General features: G+C 31.6%; 13 protein-coding genes. 3 read left to right on the forward strand and 10 right to left on the reverse strand.

Annotated elements, in window-relative coordinates; genetic code table 11:
- Positions 1-45 precede the first annotated feature (45 nt).
- The 4 genes from pruA to AC2I98_RS08840 all read right to left on the reverse strand — a co-directional run bounded on the left by pruA (position 46) and on the right by AC2I98_RS08840 (position 6128).
- Entirely contained in the window at positions 46-1674 is a 1629-nt protein-coding gene (pruA, locus tag AC2I98_RS08825; RefSeq protein WP_486411336.1) for an L-glutamate gamma-semialdehyde dehydrogenase, read from the reverse strand.
- 117 nt (positions 1675-1791) lie between these two features.
- A complete protein-coding gene (locus AC2I98_RS08830) occupies positions 1792-2511 on the reverse strand; it encodes a DUF1003 domain-containing protein (protein WP_486411337.1) in 720 nt (239 codons plus the stop codon).
- A gap of 66 nt (positions 2512-2577) precedes the next feature.
- Positions 2578-5142, reverse strand: coding sequence for a hypothetical protein (locus tag AC2I98_RS08835; protein WP_486411338.1), 2565 nt, complete (start codon positions 5140-5142; stop codon positions 2578-2580).
- Positions 5139-6128, reverse strand: coding sequence for a hypothetical protein (locus AC2I98_RS08840; RefSeq protein ID WP_486411339.1), 990 nt, complete (start codon positions 6126-6128; stop codon positions 5139-5141). Before AC2I98_RS08840 ends, AC2I98_RS08835 begins: the two co-directional genes overlap by 4 nt.
- A gap of 112 nt (positions 6129-6240) precedes the next feature.
- Between AC2I98_RS08840 and AC2I98_RS08845 the strand changes: the two genes are divergently transcribed.
- Positions 6241-6600 carry a DUF2200 domain-containing protein gene (locus tag AC2I98_RS08845; protein WP_486411340.1) on the forward strand — a complete coding sequence of 120 codons (360 nt, stop codon included), beginning with the start codon at positions 6241-6243 and terminating at the stop codon, positions 6598-6600.
- A 4-nt stretch (positions 6601-6604) separates the two neighbouring features.
- Here AC2I98_RS08845 and AC2I98_RS08850 read toward each other — a convergent pair whose 3' ends face one another.
- Together AC2I98_RS08850 and AC2I98_RS08855 are read right to left on the reverse strand one after the other, a co-directional pair.
- Positions 6605-7861 carry a type IX secretion system plug protein gene (locus AC2I98_RS08850; RefSeq protein WP_486411341.1) on the reverse strand — a complete coding sequence of 419 codons (1257 nt, stop codon included), beginning with the start codon at positions 7859-7861 and terminating at the stop codon, positions 6605-6607.
- 83 nt (positions 7862-7944) lie between these two features.
- Positions 7945-10359, reverse strand: coding sequence for an alpha-ketoacid dehydrogenase subunit alpha/beta (locus tag AC2I98_RS08855; RefSeq protein WP_486411342.1), 2415 nt, complete (start codon positions 10357-10359; stop codon positions 7945-7947).
- Positions 10360-10480: 121 nt separating this feature from the next.
- On the opposite strand from AC2I98_RS08855, the gene AC2I98_RS08860 reads away from it, so the two are divergent.
- Both AC2I98_RS08860 and AC2I98_RS08865 read left to right on the forward strand, forming a co-directional pair.
- Positions 10481-13222, forward strand: a complete 2742-nt coding sequence (locus AC2I98_RS08860; RefSeq protein WP_486411343.1) for a M16 family metallopeptidase — start codon at positions 10481-10483, stop codon at positions 13220-13222.
- Positions 13223-13440: 218 nt separating this feature from the next.
- Positions 13441-14457: a hypothetical protein gene (locus AC2I98_RS08865; protein WP_486411344.1), complete on the forward strand. Its 1017-nt coding sequence runs from the start codon at positions 13441-13443 to the stop codon at positions 14455-14457.
- Positions 14458-14529: 72 nt separating this feature from the next.
- Here AC2I98_RS08865 and AC2I98_RS08870 read toward each other — a convergent pair whose 3' ends face one another.
- The 4 genes from AC2I98_RS08870 to AC2I98_RS08885 all read right to left on the reverse strand — a co-directional run bounded on the left by AC2I98_RS08870 (position 14530) and on the right by AC2I98_RS08885 (position 20014).
- Entirely contained in the window at positions 14530-16131 is a 1602-nt protein-coding gene (locus AC2I98_RS08870; protein ID WP_486411345.1) for a class I SAM-dependent methyltransferase, read from the reverse strand.
- A 124-nt stretch (positions 16132-16255) separates the two neighbouring features.
- Positions 16256-16867 (reverse strand): PepSY-like domain-containing protein, encoded by a 612-nt coding sequence (locus AC2I98_RS08875; RefSeq protein WP_486411346.1) that lies wholly within the window; start codon positions 16865-16867, stop codon positions 16256-16258.
- 79 nt (positions 16868-16946) lie between these two features.
- Positions 16947-18332, reverse strand: a complete 1386-nt coding sequence (locus tag AC2I98_RS08880) for an alpha-amylase family glycosyl hydrolase (protein WP_486411347.1) — start codon at positions 18330-18332, stop codon at positions 16947-16949.
- A gap of 26 nt (positions 18333-18358) precedes the next feature.
- Positions 18359-20014, reverse strand: coding sequence for an alpha-amylase family glycosyl hydrolase (locus tag AC2I98_RS08885; protein WP_486411348.1), 1656 nt, complete (start codon positions 20012-20014; stop codon positions 18359-18361).
- Positions 20015-20048: the final 34 nt, after the last annotated feature.

The following is a 20048-nucleotide window of genomic DNA, read 5'->3' on the forward strand; positions in this document are numbered from 1 at the left end:
GCCCTACAAATGTAAGGCTTATTCTAATTTTATATCTCGAAAATATTATTTTTCTAAGAATGGGTATTTGTAATCTTTTGCAGGAACAAATGTTTCTTTAATTGTTTGAACAGAAGTCCAACGTAACAAGTTCATTGCAGAACCTGCTTTATCATTTGTACCAGAAGCACGTGCCCCACCAAATGGTTGTTGTCCTACAACTGCACCTGTTGGTTTGTCGTTGATGTAGAAGTTTCCACAAGCATTTTTCAATGCTTTAGCAGCTAATTCTACAGCAGCACGATCTTTTGCGAAAATTGATCCTGTTAATGCGTAAGCAGAAGTTTCGTCAACTAATTTTAAAGTTGCTTCGAATTCATTTTCATCATAAACATAAACTGATAATACAGGTCCGAAGATTTCTTCTACCATTGATTCATATTTAGGATTCGTTGCTTTGATAACTGTTGGTTGAACAAAATATCCAACTGAATCATCATAAGTACCACCAATTACAACTTCAGCTTCTGAAGATGCTTGTGCACGATCAATGTATGCTTTAGATTTTTCGAAAGAGTTTTTATCAATAACAGCTGTCATGAAATTAGAGAAATCCTCTGGAGATCCTAATGTAACAGTTGCTAACATTTCTTTCATTTGTTTCTCAACTTCGTTCCATAAGTTAGATGGAATGTAAGCACGAGAAGCAGCAGAACATTTTTGTCCTTGGTATTCGAATGCTCCACGAACTAATCCTACAGCAACTTCTGTTGGACAAGCAGATTTATGAACCATTACGAAATCTTTTCCTCCTGTTTCTCCTACGATACGTGGATAAGTTCTGTAATTATTGATGTTATCACCAATTTGTTTCCACAATGTATTGAAAACTTTTGTAGAACCTGTGAAGTGTAAACCTGCGAAATCTTTGTGTTCTAAAACTGTTTTTGCAGTTTCTGCTCCATCCGTTAAAATCATGTTGATTACACCATCTGGTAAACCAGCTTTTTTGAACACTTCCATTGTTACTTTAGCAGCTAAAGTTTGTTTATCAGAAGGTTTCCAAACAACAACATTCCCCATCAAAGCCATACAAGATGGTAAGTTACCAGCGATTGCAGTAAAATTGAATGGAGTAATTGCGAAAGTAAATCCTTCTAATGGACGATAATCTACACGATTCCAAATTCCTGGAGAAGAAATTGGTTGATCTGCATAAATTTCTGTCATGTATTGTACGTTAAAACGTAAAAAGTCAATCAACTCACAAGCTGAATCAATTTCTGCTTGCATTGCATTTTTAGATTGACCTATCATCGTTGCAGCGTTTAATTTTGCACGGTAAGGTCCAGCAATTAAATCTGCAGCTTTTAAGAAAATTGCCGCTCTATCTTCCCATGGCATTGCAACCCAAGCTTCTTTTGCAGCCAAAGCTGTATCAATCGCTTTTTTTACATCGTCTTGAGTTCCTTCGTGGAAATAACCAACAACTTTTTGATGATCATGAGGAGGACGAATTTCTTTTTTATTTCCTGAAAAAATTTCTTCAGAACCAATGTATTGAGGAACTTCAGTTACCTCATTAAACATTTTCTTGTATGCGTCTAATAATTGCGCACGCTCTGGTGAACCAGGAGCATATGATTTTACCTCTTCGTTAACAGCTTGAGGAATTTGAGCAAATGATTTTGACATTTTGATTATTTTGTTTGTTTATACTTTTCAAAGTTCAAATTTAAGAAAAATAAATGGAAATGTTTTAGTTTGAATAATTAAGTCTCTTGTTGCTTTTACATCAAAACTCTATTGTTACTATTCATTTGGTTTATTCTCTTTTTTATCTTTTGTATACATGATTTGTTTTTCAATATTTTCTAAATATTGAATCTGCATTTCCTGTATTTCTAATAATTTTTTATTTTGATGAACCAATAAATGATCAATTTTTTCGCTTAATAATTTTATCTCCAATTCAGCTTTCAAGTTAATCTTATAATCATGTTCGGCTCTATCACGATCTTTATCTTCTTGACGATTTTGACTCATCATAATAATTGGTGCTTGTATAGCCGCTAAACAAGACAATATCAAATTCAATAAAATGAACGGATACGGATCAAAACCTTTGTTGTGTAACATCCAAAAATTAAGAAACATCCAAGCCAATAAAAAAATAAAAAACGAAATAATAAACGTCCAACTTCCTCCAAAAGATGCTACTTTATCTGCAATTCGATCTCCTGTTGTCAATGGTTTTGTTGAATTTTCTTTGATATTTTCAGAAAGAATTGAATTATCACGAATTGCTTCTACCACATCTTGATCCAGTTTTTCCATTTCACCTTTTTCTTGCGAAATTAAATTAGCAAAAAATTGACGTCGATATTTGTTCAATACTTTAATCGAAATATAATCTTCTTCAGTTATAGTTGGATAATCATGTTGAATTAATTTAAAAATTTCTTGTTGAATTTCTTTTCCTTTTACAGCTTCGTAGCGATTAATTGGTTTTTGAGTTACAAAACATTTCATAATAGTCTATTTAAGTCAAAAATCACATCACAAAAAACGCTCCTAAAATTAGAAGCGTTAATATGATTAAAAATTATTTGTGTAATAATCGAAATATTTACAATTGGATTTAATTTCTTGATACGTTTTTGTATCTGAATATTGTTTCAAGTTTTTAAAATTTGAACGATAATTTGCGACTTTAAAAGCCAAAATTTTATCTTCGTTATCATATTGATTTTCGTACAAACGTTTCAATACAGGATCTTTTGCATTATAAAATCTTCCTTGTTCATTCTTAGACAACGCAAATAAAAGCTGGGCTTTCATTTCTTTATCTTTTGTCGAATCGAAAGCTTTTTTCAAATAATTTTCAGAAGGTGTAAAATTGTCCACATAGTTTCCTCCCCAACCAAAACTTTTGTAAAAGAAATTATTTGTCGCGCTATACTCTTCTCCATAATTGTTATATTTTGGTCCATTTTCATTGTTACGATCAAATGTTAACAAGTAACGATAATAGCCCAAAGTTGTCGTGTTGTAATAAAAATTTCCTAACAAATAATTCGCTTTCGCACCTTCCTCGTTATCCTTTTTCGCAATTTTATTCAATTCAATCATTGCATTTGTCAATTCTAATTTTGACATTTTTGGTTTGATGAATTTAAATTCATTCAAATAAGGTATTGCAATTACTTGATTTTCGTCACAGTTAAAACACTCAATTTTATTATAGCCAAAAATTTTATTCGTGATATTATGATAGCCATCAAACTGATTTTCTACCCAAGTTTTGCTTTCTTTTTCTGTTGTATAATCGTAATCATAAACAAAATAAGCACTTTCTGACGTATGATATTTTTGATCAATCTTCTCAAATTCTTTCTTCGCCAAATCAAATTTCATTTCGCCTAAATACAATGTTCCTTTGAAATCGGCTAGATAATCTGATAATTTGAACTGAATTTCTTTCGATTTTTCTGTTCTCCAATCCCATGAACTCGATTTTACTTTTGTATTAATCAAATATTTTTCGAAAGCTGTTTTATTCGATTTTTTATCCAATTTATCCAAATCATTTATAATCACCCAATCTGGATTTGAACCTAATTGAGTAATTTCATTATGAATCAAAAATGCTTTTCCTTTATCGCCTTGCAAATAAAAACGATTTGCCAAAACGTCTAAAATGACATTTTTTAGATTCATTTTCTGATCATCTTCATTAGAATAACTATACACATCTTCAGGTAATTTTGGGTATTCATAATTCAAAATTGACGCGTATTTTGTCATCAATTGATTCTCAAAACTATCTGTAATTTTCTTTTGCTCGAAGATTTCTAACAAAATTTCGATCACTTTTTTCTGTTGTTGAAATTCTTTCGATGTTGAATTTACTTTTGCTAAATATGTTTTTGTTTCACTAAAATTTTTGTTCAATAAATTCAAATAAGCAACCGATAAATTCCAATACTCTTTATCATTTGCTTTCGTTGCTTGAGATTTTGCTAATGCAATTAATTCACTAATCTGAATATCATCTTTCGAATTCTCATCAGGATTGCTGTAATAACCATTACTTGTCTTAACTGGCAAATACAAATCCGTATATTTTTTTCGCTCTTGCGTCGAACTCCAATAATAATCTTCGGGATTTTGTTGCAAATATTGACGCTCGATCAAATTTATAGAACGCGCAAATAATATTCTCGCTTGTGGAGCATTTACATCATTTGCAATAATTTTTTTGGCTGGTGCTAACGGATTAGAGAAATTATTATACCCAATCAACAAATACAAGTCATTCTTTTCTTGATTCGTTTTGGCATTGTTTAACATTTTTTCATAATCCAAATCTTGTGTCACATTCATCGATTGATAAGCACTCATTTTTCGATCATTCGAATGAGAAAAAACTTCAAAAAAATCATAATTTGCTTGAATATAATTTCCAAGAGCTCGCTCTGCACCTCCTTTTTGATCTAACGCATAATAATACATTGAGTTTTTAATTCCTTGTGATGCCACATACATATTAAAATAATTAATCGCATCTTTATATTCGTGGAAGTAATGTGCAAAACGAACCAGTTGATAACCGTAACGAATTTTCAATTCTTTATCTGTTTCGGCATTCCAACTTTTCTTTAAAACATCAAGCACTTTTTTATAATTCAAATTATTGACATTCTTTTCTGGACGATCCACATACGACCATTCACCATTATCTATGTAATAAAATGCCATGTAAGGCTCTAAATATTTGGCATACGATAAATAAAGTAATTGTTGTTTGTTCTTACTTACCCAATCTGCAGTCGCAAAATTATACTTAGAATTTGTTGATTTTCCATTTTTAATCATCGAATCTACTTCTTGTTTCGATGCTTTAAAAACCAAATTATATGCTTGTTGATAACCAATTCCCAACGTTTTTTGCCAATCGAGAATATTATCATTTTTCTGATTTGCATCCATCGTATAATATGGATTATCCAAAGTCATCAAAAATGGTTGATATTGTGGCGCTTCGCTTAACGTTTGCGAAAACAAATTATAGTAGTAATAATCTTCTCCGCCTCCATCTGCGCAAGCAAATGCTTTGGTTAAACCAAAAGTTAAGTATAAAGTAAGTACTATTTTTTTCATAATTGGTTTGGTATTGTATTTAAAAATTTTGAATCTAAATGATAATAGATCAAACGATAATTGTATGGTAGTTTAGTATCGATAAACGATTTTGTTTCAACTAATAATTCGGGAGAAATTGTTTCAACTTTTATGGTAAAACCTTTGCTAACAAAAAAATTTCGAACAAAAAAATCATCTTCTACTTCGTAAAAACCTTTTCTAATTTCCTTCACAGGTTTTCCTATCAAATCTTGCTCCGAAAAAGAATTGATTAACTTTATTTTCCCGAGATGATTCGTTAAAATCGCCCACGAATAAATAGGTAAAGCTACATCTAGTTTAATAGGATAATCGTTTAAATTTTTCAAATAATCTTTGGCTATTTTTAAATCTAAAATCGAATTATTTTCAGATTGATCAGTTGGATTTGCTGTTGCATAACACATCAAAACCATTTTATCTAAAGGCGGAACACCTTCTTGTTCTTTAAATTTCACTTGATGTAAGCGTAAAGTTGCAGAAAGTTTTTTGCCCGAAATATGTTTCAATTCTGACAGAAACATAAAATAATTTTCGCGAGTAGATTTTGTCCAATCGCAATCTATTTGAATTTCATTAAAACTTTTTAAGTTTCCTCTTTCAGCTGTTTCACTCAAAAAATTATACACATCTTTTGCTAATGTCTTGATTTGATCTTTTGATGAATTCAGAAAAGTTTGATTGGTAATAAAAACAGTCGGAATATAATTAACATGAAGTTTTGTTGCATCAAAGTTTTGAATAATTCCGACCGGAGAAATTTTATTCGCCTTTTTATCCACATCAAAAAAACGAACGTAAACATTTTCTACTTTTAGCGAATCTGAAACTTTCTTTTCCGTTTCATTAATCGAAAAATTGCTTCGCCAGTAATAAAAATCTATTGGAGATTTCTTGGTTTCGGAATTACATCCAACCAAAAAAAATAATGTAATTAAGATGAAAAAATTGAAGTTAAATTTCATACTCAAATTTAATTAAAAATTCAAAGCAGATATTCAGTGAAAATAGTGAGATTTTCTCAATAGATTTATCGATATTTAAATCCTTTTAATCCTATCAATTAAAAATTAATCCATGAATGACAAAAATTTTCAACGTGTAATCGAAATGTCTTTTGCGAGTGTTTATCCACATTATATTACAAAAGCAGAAAAAAAGGAACGAACAAAAAGCGAAGTAAATGAAATTATTTTTTGGTTAACAGGTTATTCGGAAACTGATTTAGATCAAATATTACAGAATAAAACCAATTTTCAAGATTTTTTTGAAAATGCTCTGAAGTTTAATCCAAATGCTGAAAAAATAAAAGGTGTAATTTGCGGTTACCGAGTAGAAGAAATTGAAAATCCGTTGATGCAAAAAATTCGTTATTTAGATAAATTGATTGATGAATTAGCTAAAGGTAAAGCAATGGAAAAAATTTTGAGAAGTTAATTATTTATCTCCTCGAATTTCCAGAGCCGTATCCCATTAAAACATCATAACGTTGTCCCCAAGGGCGATAGTAAAATAAAGCTTGGTATTGATTTTCGGTTTGCCAAAAACTTCCACTTACATAACTTGGATCTATTTTTCCTGTTTTAGTATTTTTTACTACGTATTGATAATTGTAATAACCTTGTTTCAAAAACAATTCGGTTACCCAAAGCCCAGAATCATCCTTCTCTAATTTAGAATTTTCATCAATATTCCAATTATTAAAAGCCCCCACAACATAAGGTACATACAACCCATTTTGATCTTCGAAAGCATCTAAAGCAAAATACACCCACGAATAATCTGCCTCCGAATTTGCTGCATATTCGTTTCCATAACGATTATTTCGAATATAAAAATTACCATCAATATCTGGATAATCATCATAAGGCAAATTGTATTTCGGAATATCAACGCGCAAAACAGTGTGGTAAACACTATCTTTTCTGAAAGTCTTTTCGGTTGTCATACTTGGAACTTCCAAATTCTTATTATCAAACCAATTGTATTCTGCTCCACCTTCAAACAACGTACTTGTGTCATTATAGGTTAATTGATTTGGTCGAGAAAAAGATGGACGGTTTATAAAATAACCTTCGTTCCAATTATTATTTTTCATTAAAAATAATTTTGCTCCGTCAGGAACTTCTGTCAAATTCTGTGTACCACTCGAAACTTGAACTTGTAAACGTTGATTCAATTCTTTTATAGTTGGATTATTGTAACGAGAAACCATCACTCCAACATCTGTAATCGGTTGATAAACGGCAAATCTTTTCGTGAAAATTGGATTTGAATCGTTATCTAAATAAACCTTCAAAATATAATTTCCAGCTAATTTTACATTCATTTGCTCGTTTGGAAATTGAATCTGATAATTTGTATATTTTTGATATGTATTGAATGAATTCTTATATGTACGCGCATAATCTGCATTTACACCATTTAGAAATTCGGATTGAAAAATATTTGACTCACTCCAATCTGCATTTCTATGCTCAATAGAATATTGATAACGCTTATAACCTGCATTGATATCATCAAAAAGAAAAAACAAACTTTCACCAGATCCTAATCTAATAATTGGTGTATTATCATTTGTCTGCGGATTAAAAATTTGAATCGTCTTGATATTCTTTGGTGGTATTACGTCTTGAAATTGTCCAAAAAGAATTGAAGTCAAAAGACAAAGTATAATCGAATAGAATTTCATTTTCATTACTATTTTGATTGATAAAAATACAAAAAAAGCGCATGCCTTTTTGCAAAGACATACGCTTATATAACTCTAAAATTTATTTTTTAGTACAAAGCAGGAAACTCGTTTGGTTTCGCTTCGCGCATCAATTCATAAACTTGTTCTGTAATATCATCAACAGAAGGTTTTGAGAAATAATCTCCATCCGTTGCATATGCAGGACGATGCGCTTTCGCTGTAATCGTCAATGGTGCACTATCCAATGTAAAGTAACCACCTTGTTTTTCGATAATTTCTTGTAACAAGAACGCACTTGCTCCACCAGGAACATCTTCATCGACAATCACTAAACGATTTGTTTTTGATAAACTTTTCGCTACATCTGCATTGATATCGAATGGTAATAAAGATTGTGCATCAATTACTTCTACAGAAATCCCTAATTGTTCCAATTCTTTTGCTGCATCCATTACAATTCTCCATGTAGATCCATAAGTTAACAACGTTACATCTTTACCTTCTTTTGTAATTTCTACTTCACCAATTGGTGTTGTAAATGCCCCAATATTTGTTGGTGCAGGCTCTTTCAAACGGTAGCCGTTTAAGCTTTCTACAACAATTGCTGGTTCGTCTGCTTGCATCAATGTATTATAAAAACCTGCTGCTTTTGTTAAATCGCGAGGAACTAAAACATTTACACCACGAACCAAATTTAAGATTCCTCCCATTGGTGAACCAGAATGCCAAACACCTTCTAAACGGTGACCACGCGTTCTGATTATTACTGGAGCTTTCTGACCACCATTTGAACGATATAAAACAGTTGCTAAATCATCAGAAATTCCTTGTAAACAATAAAGGATGTAATCTAAATACTGAATTTCTGCAATTGGACGTAAACCGCGCATTGCTAAACCAATTCCTTGACCAAGAATTGTTGCTTCACGAATTCCAGTATCTGAAATACGATCGATTCCATATTTAGCTTGAAGACCTTCTAAACCTTGGTTTACATCACCAATATTCCCAGCATCTTCACCAAATACTAATGCTTTTGGATATTTCTCGAAAATTTTATCAAAGTTATCACGAACAATCACACGACCATCTTCTAATTCTGGATTATCACCAAACTCAGGTTTCACTTGCGGAACTTGAGTTGCTGTACCTGAAACTAATTTCGTCGAATAAATTTCTTCTTCACGTTTCATTTTCGTATCCAACCAAGAAATTAATTCAGTTTTTGAACTTAAATTCTCAGAACGAGTTAAACGAATAACTTTACGAACAGCTCCATAAACATCACGTTTAAATGGACTTTTCTTTGCCTTAAGATTACTAATTTCGATGTTAATAAATGCTCCATTTGAACTTTCTGAAGCTATTTTTATTAATAAATCTAATGCCTGATTTTTTAAATCTAAAATTGGATTCAAATAATCATCCCAACATTGTTTTTGAGAATTTTTAACTTCGGTTTTAACTTCTGCTTCTAATTGATCTAATTCTTCAGCAGAAATAATTGCTTCTGAATGATCAGCAAATGCTAAAATATATTCACGGAATTTTGCAATTCCATCATATTCTTTTTCCCAAGCCAAACGGTCTTCTGATTTGTAACGTTCGTGCGAACCAGATGTCGAATGTCCTTGTGGTTGTGTACATTCTTGTACGTGTACAATACACGGAATATGATGCTCACGCGCAAATCTTTCTGCACGAGTATATGCTTCTATCAAAGCAGGATAATCCCACGCTTTTACTGTAATAATTTCGTAACCTCTTTCGTTTTCTGTTCTTCCGAAACCTGATAATAATTCAGAAAGATTAGATTTTGTACGTTGAAATTTTGCTGGAACAGAAATTCCGTAACCATCGTCCCAAATAGAAACTACCATTGGTACTTGCAAAACTCCACCTGCGTTAATCGTTTCCCAAAAATGACCTTCAGATGTACTTGCATCACCAATTGTTCCGAAAGCGATTTCGTTTCCGCTTACAGAAAATTGTTGTTCTTCATCTGCTTGAGGAACATTTCTAAAATATTTTGAAGCTTGTGCTAAACCTAACAAACGTGGCATTTGACCAGCTGTAGGTGAAATATCTGAGCTCGAATTTTTTTGTTCTGTTAATTTTTTCCAAGAACCATCTTCATTTAAAGAACGAGTTCCGAAATGAGATGTCATTTGACGACCTCCAGACGAAGGTTCTTTCTCTAAATCTGTTAAAGCGTATAATTGTGCAAAAAATTGTTCAACTGTTAATTGACCAATAGCGAACATAAATGTTTGATCGCGATAATACCCTGAACGGAAATCTCCATTTTTGAATACCTTTGACATTGCAATTTGTGGTAATTCTTTTCCATCACCAAAAATTCCAAATTTTGCTTTCCCAGTAAGTACCTCTCTTCTCCCTAAAAGACTTACTTCACGAGACATAAAAGCCGTCTTATAATCACTAATGATTTGACTTTTAAACTCTTCGAAAGTAATTTTATTTACCTCTTTTGTTTCCATTTCTTTTGTTTGTTGCATCACAAATTTAACAAAAGATTTGTAACTTACACCATACAATTTACGTCTAACGAATAGATTATTAAATATATTCGTAATTTTATATAACACTAAAAATTAATACATGAAAAAAACTTTACTAAGTTTATGCCTCGTTTTTGCCTTTGCAAATTCGTCTCACTTAATGGCTCAAACTAAATCTGGAAGCGCAACTTTTGTGACGCAAGTAGAAGGAATAAAAGAATACAAATTATCTAATGGGCTACAAGTACTTTTAGTTCCAGATCAATCTCAAAGTAATGTTGTTGTAAACATTGTGTACAATGTAGGATCTAAACATGAAGGTTACGGAGAAAAAGGAATGGCGCATTTATTAGAGCATATGTTATTTAAATCGACGAAAAACCTTGGTGATATCAAAAAAATGTTATCAGATAAAGGAGGTCGCGCTAACGGAACAACATATTATGATCGTACAAATTATTACGAAGTTTTCCCTTCAAGTGACGAAAATTTACGTTGGAGTTTAGAGATGGAAGCTGACCGAATGATTAATGCTACAATTAAACAAGAAGATTTAGATAAAGAATTTTCTGTTGTTCGCAATGAATTTGAAATCGGAGAAAATGATCCTTCAAGTGTTTTAATGGAACGTGTAATTTCTGCTGGATATTTATGGCACAATTACGGAAAATCTACGATCGGTTCTAAAGAAGATATCGAGCGTGTAAAAACACCTCAATTACGTAAATTTTACGAAAAATATTATCAACCAGATAATGCTACATTAATTATTGCTGGAAAATTTGATGAGAAAAGGACAATTGAATATGTAAATCAATATTTTGCTTCAATTCCAAAACCAACTCGTGTTTTAGACGAAATCTTAACAGTTGAACCAGCTCAGGATGGAGAAAAATTTGTTGAAATAAAACGTGCAGGAGATTCGCAATCTGTTGGTGTAATGTATCACGTTGCGGCTTATAGTGACAAAGATTACGCTGCAATTAATGTTTTAAACAATATCTTAACTTCAGATCCTTCTGGTTATTTATACAAATCGTTGGTCGACACGCACAAAATTGCTTCTATTTGGGCTTATAGTCCAGAAGTTCGTGATGCGAGTTTCTTCTACATCGGAACTGAAATCCCGAAAGAGAAAAATATCGAGCAAACGAAAAATGATATTCGTGCAGAGTTAGATAAGGTTGCAAAAATTAATTATACTGATCAAGATGTGCAACGTGCAAAAGCAAACATCATAAAAAACATCGAAAATCAGAAAAATAATACCATTAATTATGCAATTGGTTTAACTGAAATTGTAGGTGCTGGTGATTATCGTTTAGGATTCTTATACCGTGATAATATTGAGAAAGTAACAAAAGAGGACATTAAACGTGTTGCTGAAAAATATTTTAGAGCAAATAATAGAACTGTCGGAGCTTTTATCCCGACAAAAGATGAAATTCGTGTAAAACCTGCAGAATTAACAAATAAACAGATCACTGAATTAGTTTCGAATTACAAAGGTCGTGCTGTTGAAAAAGAGGCAAAACCTTTCGAAGCTTCGATCAAAAATCTAAAAGCACATTATGCTGAAGGAAAAGTAAATAATGGATTAAAATACGGAATCATCGATAAAGAAATAAAAGGCGAAAAAGTTATTTTATCCTTTAATTTACCAGTTTCGAATGAAAAAGATTTAGCAAATAAAGGAATGATTGGTCAATTAACTGCTGAATTGTTAATGTCTGGAACAAAAAATCTAACGAAAGAACAAATCAAAGATCAATTAGATGCTTTAAAATCTTCTGTTGGATTTAGATTCGGAGGACAAACATTAACTGTATCTGTTAATACGTACAAAAATTCATTAGACAAAACAATGGATATCGTTCGTCAAATTATTACAGAGCCAACGTTCCCACAAGCTGAATTAACAAAATCTGTAAATGAATACACAACTTATTTAGATGCAAATACAAACGATCCACAAGCTTTAGCTTTCAATGAAATTAATCGTTTAACGTCTAATTATCCAAAGTCATCTATTTTTTATACAGCTTCTTTTAGTGAATTAAAAGATGAGATTAAAAATATTAAACAAACTGATTTAGTTGATTTTTATAAAAACATTTTAGGAGCTCAAAACGGTGTTGTTTCTGTTGTTGGAACAAATGATAAAGCAAAAGTTGAAAAATTATTAAATGATACTTTTGGAAAATGGAATAGCAAATCTAAATACGAAAAAGCATATCCTACTTTTACAGCAACTAAAAAAGAAGACAAGTTATATAACATACCGGATAAAGAGAATGCAGCAGCTGTTGGATCAATCAATTTCAAAATGAATCGTGAAAGTGCAGATTATGCAGCAATGGTTATGGCAAACGAAATGATTGGTAGCGGTGGTTTCTTATCTGCACGTATTCCAATGCGTTTAAGAGAAAAAGAAGGTATTAGCTACGGAGCAGGTTCGTATGTTTCTATTCCAAGCGATCCTAAAAATGATGTTGCATCTTGGGGATATTATGCATTCTTAAATCCTACAAAACGAGAAGCGGTAGAAAAAGCATTGAAAGAAGAAGTTGCAAAAGCATTGAAAGATGGTTTCACAGCTGAAGAATTAAAAACAAATATCGTTAGCTGGAAAAACGGTCGTACAACTTCTTTAGGTACAGATGGTACATTATTAGGATTATCAAATGGCTATTTATTAAACGGAATTAGTTTTGATGATTTTGATAATTTAGAGAAAAAAGTTGATGCTCTGAATGTAAATCAAGTAAACGAAGTGTTCAAAAAATACATTTCTTTAGACAAATTAACTTCTGTTTACACAGGAACTTTTGATAAAAAATAAATATAAAAGATCATAATTTTAAAAAAGCTTCAGATAATTCTGAAGCTTTTTTTGTGATTTTTAAAGAATAAAATTCTGTATGATTATTCATTTTCGGTCTTAAATGTGAAAATTTTTGTTAAAAAACCTCCGTTTTAACATATTCTAAAGAATTTGGCATCATAATTTCTTAACGTTAAAAATAATAAAAAAACAATTAACCTTAAATAATAATTTATATGCAAGGATTAGAAGAAAACAATCAACCAACAAACAAAGGAAAAAATGGCTTAGTAGTGCCTTTGGCTTTAGTAGGAATCTTATTAGCTGGTAGTGTTGGTTACAATATTTATCAGGCAAATCAAATAGGAAATTTTGAAAAAAATGACTCTTTAAACTCTCAAATCCTTAAAAATGAAACAGGTCAAAAAGAGCAAATTCGTAGACAATACGATTCAATTTTAAACGATTATACACAATATAAAGCTCGTATCGAGGATCGTAATAATTTGTTGGGAGATAAAGAAAATATGATTCAATTAAAGAATCAAGATATTCAAGAAATTTTAGACAAAGACAATCCAACTGCAGAAGAAATGAGTCGTGCACGTAAAATGATTGCCGATTTAGAAGGAAGCGTTAAAAATTATAAATCTGAAGTTTCTCGTTTACAAAAAGAAAATGCAATTCTTGTTCGTAATGTAGAAGATTTAAATAACAAAAATTCTGCTTTAACATCAGATAATAATAATTTAAGAGAAAACAATAAAGAGTTAACATATAATTACGAAACGGAAAAAAGTGTTCGCCAAAAAGACAATGCCATTTCGAAAGGAAAAATAGATGAATTAAGTTCAACATTATCTGTTTCGAATCAACAAATAAAAGGAATTCGCGTAAGAAACAGTGGAAAAGAAGTTGAAAAAACACGTGCAAAACGTATTGATAAAATTCGTGTTTCTTTTGATGTAGATCGTAATTCGAGAACAGAATCTGGAGAAAAGAAATTATATGTTGCCATCTATAATCCTGATGGAACGTTAGGAAGATATGGTAATGCACAAGGTGGACAAATTGAGTTGAGATCTGGAGATACAGTAAACTTTTCTGATGCAATTAACTTCAATTACACAAATGGGCAAACAAAAAATATCACTTTCGATTGGGAAAATGAGGAATTCCAAAAAGGAGTTTATACGTTCAATGTTTACGAAAATGGGTTTAAAATTAGTCAAGCAAAAATAACTTTAAACTAATTATAGATATAAGACTAACCAAAAAAACTCAGTAAGAAATTACTGAGTTTTTTTGGTTTATATAAATGATTATTATTTTTTCAGAAGATTAATGCTAACAGTTGCCAATTCGTTGTTTGGATATTTTTTGAACAATGTTTTATCAGGGAGTAAACCAGTTTCTTGACAAATACGATGAAAAACATCTACTTCTACAATATATTGATCGGAAAAACCATGTGTTGCATCATAAGCTGTTGCTGGTGTATCACCTAAATTCTTCGCTGTTAAATCTGGTGCAATTGTATGCAATTCGATTAACAACAAACCAAACTTCTCTACATAAGGTGCCCACTTTTTGAGATGATTCAATAAATTTTGTTCCACATCATTATTCGACAAACGTTTTCCTCTAAACGCAAACGCGCCAGTAGAAGTACTTATTCTGTCCGTTTTCACATCATTTACATCTTCCCAAATTCTGTTATGATCTAAGAAAGTTCTGATGTTTAATAAATCGCTCAACTCGATTGAATAGTCATTTTTTAAATCATTTGCCAATCGATCTGGATCGCCAATATCGCCCCAAATTACTTTTGCCCAAATATCGTTTTTAATTAAATTGGCACGTGTCACTTTCAAGGCTGCTTGGTTGTAATCTGCACCTACCAAAAACAAAGGATATTCGTCGAGATGTTTACCACGTAATGTTTGTCGCTCAATCACATCGTACAAATGCTGTAACAACGCACCATTTCCACATCCCATGTCCAAAATCCCTTTTGGTTGTTCTTCTATCGGACGATTAAAAATGTCGACAATAAATTCATCTATCACTTTAAAATATGTTGAATGCGCTCCTCCACTACCCCAAACATTCATTTCTCGATTAACATGTTGCTCATCTTCACCTTCTGTAATTTCTCGCAATTTTGTTGGTGAACCAAAAAGTAAATCATTCAACTTCGCAAACATTGGCAAATAAGAAACTGTAACACCGTAAGAAGTGGCGCGACGAGCAAAAAACAATCCTATTTCTGTGAATTTATAATTTTTTTCGTGTTTGATAAACCAACCTAATTCTGTTAATCGTTCTAATATTTTTTCGAAAGTTTGTGGATTTTTGTGAAATTCGTCTGGATTGAAAGATGCTTCCATAAAATATTTATGAAATAATCCACTCATTCCCATTCGAACTATAATTGGTCCAACCAATACTCCTTCTATATGTTTTGTAATTTGATAATGCAATGGTTTTTCCAAAAACTCTTCGTCTTCTGCTGTCGTCAAATAAGTTTTGTATTTATCAAATAATTTTATCCATTTTTTACAAAACTCATCCGAAAAATCAGCTTGATTGATGACTTCATCTTCTGCTAAAAAAGTTGCTAAATCATAATAAATATCAATATTTGTAAAAGCTCTGTCTGAATATTTATTGGTTTGAATTTCGACAATTTCTTGTTTATTATCGACCGAATATTCTAACATATTTTGAGAAGCTAATACACGCAAAGCTATATTAAGATAACCTTCGTTCGCTTGAAATTCATCGGTCAACTGATCCAACAACATTGTTTTATGCTCCACAATATAATGCAACACTCCTTTACTTGCTAAAGCATGTAAAATAGGCGCTGTTACAAGACCATCGAGATGTCTAAAAATTAACGATCTCAAATATTTTTTATCCATTTGGTTGATTTTTCTACTATAAATATATTGATAATTGTGAACTATTTATGTGAAGAATAATGTAAAATTTAATTAAAAAGCAATAAAAAAAACCTCATCAAATGATAAGGTTTAAAATCTTTAATTAATCAATTTTGATGAAATTTCCGTTCAGATCAAATTTCAAATCAACTTTATTCTGCAGTAATTCTACTTTAATTTCTTTGTCTTTTGTATCCATCTCAATCGATTTTGCATCTATTTTAGGATATTTTGTCTGAAGATATTTCTTAATATTTTCTGGAAAAAACTTATTCGGAATTACTTTTCCTAAGCCATTTTTCACTTCTGTCCAATCTCCGTTATCCGTAAACTCAATTTTAGTTCCATCTTTTAACTGAATATTATATGTTGTGATATTTCGTTCAACTTCTTTTATCGCATGTATAAATTCCATATTACCGAAGTTTTGTGAAACAAAATTCTGTGCATTTACAGGCAAATTATTTGCCGAAATCACTGTTTCATTTGGATCTACATTAACAGTCTTCTGTTGCCCGTTATCTTGCAAAACTACATATGTATTTGATGAAGTAGAAGCTTCGGGATTATTTGCAATATCACTTTCCGAAACAATTGGCTGTTCTGCAACTTCAGATTTAGTTGAAACAACATTTGTTTGTTCTGTTTTCTTCGATTCGCATGAAAATAGAACTAAACTTAAAATGGCTGCTGTTGATAAAACTATTTTTTTCATGATTTTGATTTTAACCAATTATCAACAAGCATTATACCATAAAAAAAGCTGATTAAAAATTTAACCAGCTTTTAAGAATTTATTTTTTCTTCTGAACTAAAATAAGGTATTCCCAAGGTTTCAATTTCAGTTTTGTAGTTGCATCAAATGTAACATCTTCATTGTTCATAAAGTTTTTATAGATTCCGTTAATTGGAACCGTAACCTCTTTAGCTGACTTAGTGAAATTTGCTACAAAATAAGCCTCTGTTGTGTTTTTCTTACGCTTGAAAGCTAAAATAGATTTATCATCAGATGTTTTTAATCGTTCGTAAGAAGCTGCTTTTTTAGCTCCATTAAAGGCTTCATTTGTTACTTTTAATTCTCCTAATTTTTCGTAAACACCACGCATTTTTGCATTCGAATTACGATCAATAGAATCTTTGACAAAGAATTTTAGACGACGGTTAAAATCTTCTTCTTGTCCATTATAAATTAACGGAATTCCTGGTAAAGTATATGTTAATGCAGCAAATGTTTCAACTGCATCGCCCATTCTTTCATATTCTGTTCCTGCCCAAGAATTTTCGTCGTGGTTAGATGTGAACAATAATTTGTAATCATCGGCTTGCCATTTTTTAGGAATCGAATCCATATATGCATCAATTGCAGAAACATTCTTTTTACCTTTTGCAATGTCATTCATAATATGATGAATTTTCCATCCATATGCAGCGTCGAAAGCATTTACTAAAAGATCTGGTTTTTCTGTTTCACCTAACATAAATATCTCACGACCATTTACTAATTGTGGTTTTGCTTCTTCCCAAAAATCAGTCGGAACCTCATGCGCCATATCACAACGGAAACCATCAATTTTGAAATCATCTAACCAATATTTCATATCAGCAATCATCTGTTTGCGCATTTCTTTGTTCTCAAAATTTAATGCCACAACATCTGTCCAATCGTATGGAGAATGCATTTTTCCATTCTTATCTTGCTCGTACCAATCTGGATGTTGTTTAACCCAAGGATGATCCCATGCAGTGTGATTTGCAACCCAATCTAAAATAACATACATCCCATTTTTATGTGCTTCATCAACCAATTTCTTGAAATCTTCTGCATTTCCAAACTCTGGATTGATTCCTCTATAATCTTTGATAGAATAATATGAACCTAAACCTTCTTTTCTATTTTCTTCTCCAATCGGGTAAATAGGCATAATCCAAAGAATTTTAACACCCAACTTTTTGATGTTAGCCATCTCTTTTGTTACTGCAGCAAAAGTTCCTTCTGGTGAAAATTGACGAACATTCACTTCATAAATTACCGAAGTTTCTGCCATTTCAGCTGTAAAAGGAACAACTCCTTGTTCTTTCATTTCAGATTTTACCTCTTCAGACTTTGTTTCTTTTTTGCTTTCGCAACTTGTGAAAAACAATGTCGTTATAAGGGTTAAACCAACTATTTTTTTTATCATTTTTATCTTCTATTTCTTCTAAAAAATTAATTTAACTTCTCTAATAATACAATATCAGAAGTCGTATTCAATTCTATATTCCCGTTTACAACTTTTCCTGAAACACCTGAATAAGCATCGCGAACTTTAGTACCATCTTTCCAAACCGAACTCACATTAATTGTTTTTTTACCAATAGGCATTTCCAATCCAATTACGACTTCGTCTGTCTTATATTTTCTTGTAAAAATATACGGAGAATTTTGCAAATCTGTTTGATTTCCTGCACCAACCGCTGGATGATTTCTTCTAAATTGTCCTAACTTCTGGTAATGATTCAATAATGATTCCGTTTCTGAATTTGGCTGAATACTTTCCCAATTCATATTCGAGCGAAGATTTGCATCTCCATCAACACCTTCTATTTCTAATGGACGAGCTGTTTCATCTCCATAATAAATTTGAGAAATTCCTGGAGCTAACAATAATCGAGTTCCCGCATCCCAAGGATTTTGACGATTTTTATCGAAAGGTGAACCATCATCGTGAGATGTAATGTAGCTCATCACAGACTTTCCGTTCATCTTATTTTGAAGAATATCATTGTATCGATCAAAAACAGCTTTATTCGATTCTTTTTGTGTTGAACGCAAATCGAAATTGATTAATGCATCAAATCCATTCTCGAAATAATTAACTGTTTTATCAGGAAAATTAAATTGTTGTCCATCGTTAATTGAATAATTATAAACTTCTCCTAACAAGAAAAATTTGTTTTGATCTAATACTTTGGTTGGATGAGTAGCTTTATATTCTGCAAAAGCATCTTGACAAATCTCTTCGAATTTCTTCCACACATCTTCTTCTGTATGTTTTACTGTATCGACACGATAAGCATCAATTCCGTACTTTCTAATGTAATCAGAAAGCCATTTCATGATGTAATATTTCGGAGCTTTTGGTAAATTATATTTTGCAAAAAAAGCATTCAATTCTGACACTTCTTTTTCCAAACGACCTTCTTGTGACCATTTTGCTAACAATTGGGGTGGTAACAACACATCATTTTCAGACTCTGTTAAAATATCTGGTAAGTTTTTCACCAACGTACATTCTATCGTCGACTTATACGAATCGTACGTGCATTGCGGCGAAACACGAACCCAATCTGAAGGAAAAACGCCATCCGAATTTGTAACAGGACCTGTATGATTAATCACCGCATCCAACATAATACGAATTCCTTTTGCGTGTGCTTTATCTACTAACTCTTGCAATTCTTTTTCTGTTCCCCAGTTTTTATCAATTGATGTCCAATCTTTGGTCCAATACCCATGAAATCCGTATGTTTTTCCTTGACCTTCGTCTACAAAACCATGAATTTGTTCAACAATTGGTGTCATCCAAATAGCATTAACACCTAAATCTGAAAAATAATTATCATCTATTTTATTGATTACACCACGAAAATCTCCACCTTCAAAACCTCTTAATTTAGATGTTTCGGCAGTTCTTCCGTAGTTTACATCATTCTTTATATCTCCATTTTCGAAACGGTCTGTCAATAAAAAATAAACATTTGCTCCATTCCAAACAAATGGTTGTTTTTCTGATTTAGTTATTTGTGTAGCTTGTGTTGAGGTTTTTGAGCAAGAACTTATAAACAATGAAGCTATTCCAATTGAGAAAAGTATTTTTTTCATACTAAAAAGTTTTGAGTACTAAGTTTTGAGTATT

The organism is Empedobacter sp. EJD.6dd (assembly GCF_057369435.1).

Coding starts and splice junctions, on each gene's coding strand:
- pruA (WP_486411336.1), bottom strand. CDS start 1,674: ATGTCAAAATCATTTGCTCAAATTCCTCAAGCTGTTAACGAAGAGGTA.
- AC2I98_RS08830 (WP_486411337.1), bottom strand. CDS start 2,511: ATGAAATGTTTTGTAACTCAAAAACCAATTAATCGCTACGAAGCTGTA.
- AC2I98_RS08835 (WP_486411338.1), bottom strand. CDS start 5,142: ATGAAAAAAATAGTACTTACTTTATACTTAACTTTTGGTTTAACCAAA.
- AC2I98_RS08840 (WP_486411339.1), bottom strand. CDS start 6,128: ATGAAATTTAACTTCAATTTTTTCATCTTAATTACATTATTTTTTTTG.
- AC2I98_RS08845 (WP_486411340.1), top strand. CDS start 6,241: ATGAATGACAAAAATTTTCAACGTGTAATCGAAATGTCTTTTGCGAGT.
- AC2I98_RS08850 (WP_486411341.1), bottom strand. CDS start 7,861: ATGAAAATGAAATTCTATTCGATTATACTTTGTCTTTTGACTTCAATT.
- AC2I98_RS08855 (WP_486411342.1), bottom strand. CDS start 10,359: ATGGAAACAAAAGAGGTAAATAAAATTACTTTCGAAGAGTTTAAAAGT.
- AC2I98_RS08860 (WP_486411343.1), top strand. CDS start 10,481: ATGAAAAAAACTTTACTAAGTTTATGCCTCGTTTTTGCCTTTGCAAAT.
- AC2I98_RS08865 (WP_486411344.1), top strand. CDS start 13,441: ATGCAAGGATTAGAAGAAAACAATCAACCAACAAACAAAGGAAAAAAT.
- AC2I98_RS08870 (WP_486411345.1), bottom strand. CDS start 16,131: ATGGATAAAAAATATTTGAGATCGTTAATTTTTAGACATCTCGATGGT.
- AC2I98_RS08875 (WP_486411346.1), bottom strand. CDS start 16,867: ATGAAAAAAATAGTTTTATCAACAGCAGCCATTTTAAGTTTAGTTCTA.
- AC2I98_RS08880 (WP_486411347.1), bottom strand. CDS start 18,332: ATGATAAAAAAAATAGTTGGTTTAACCCTTATAACGACATTGTTTTTC.
- AC2I98_RS08885 (WP_486411348.1), bottom strand. CDS start 20,014: ATGAAAAAAATACTTTTCTCAATTGGAATAGCTTCATTGTTTATAAGT.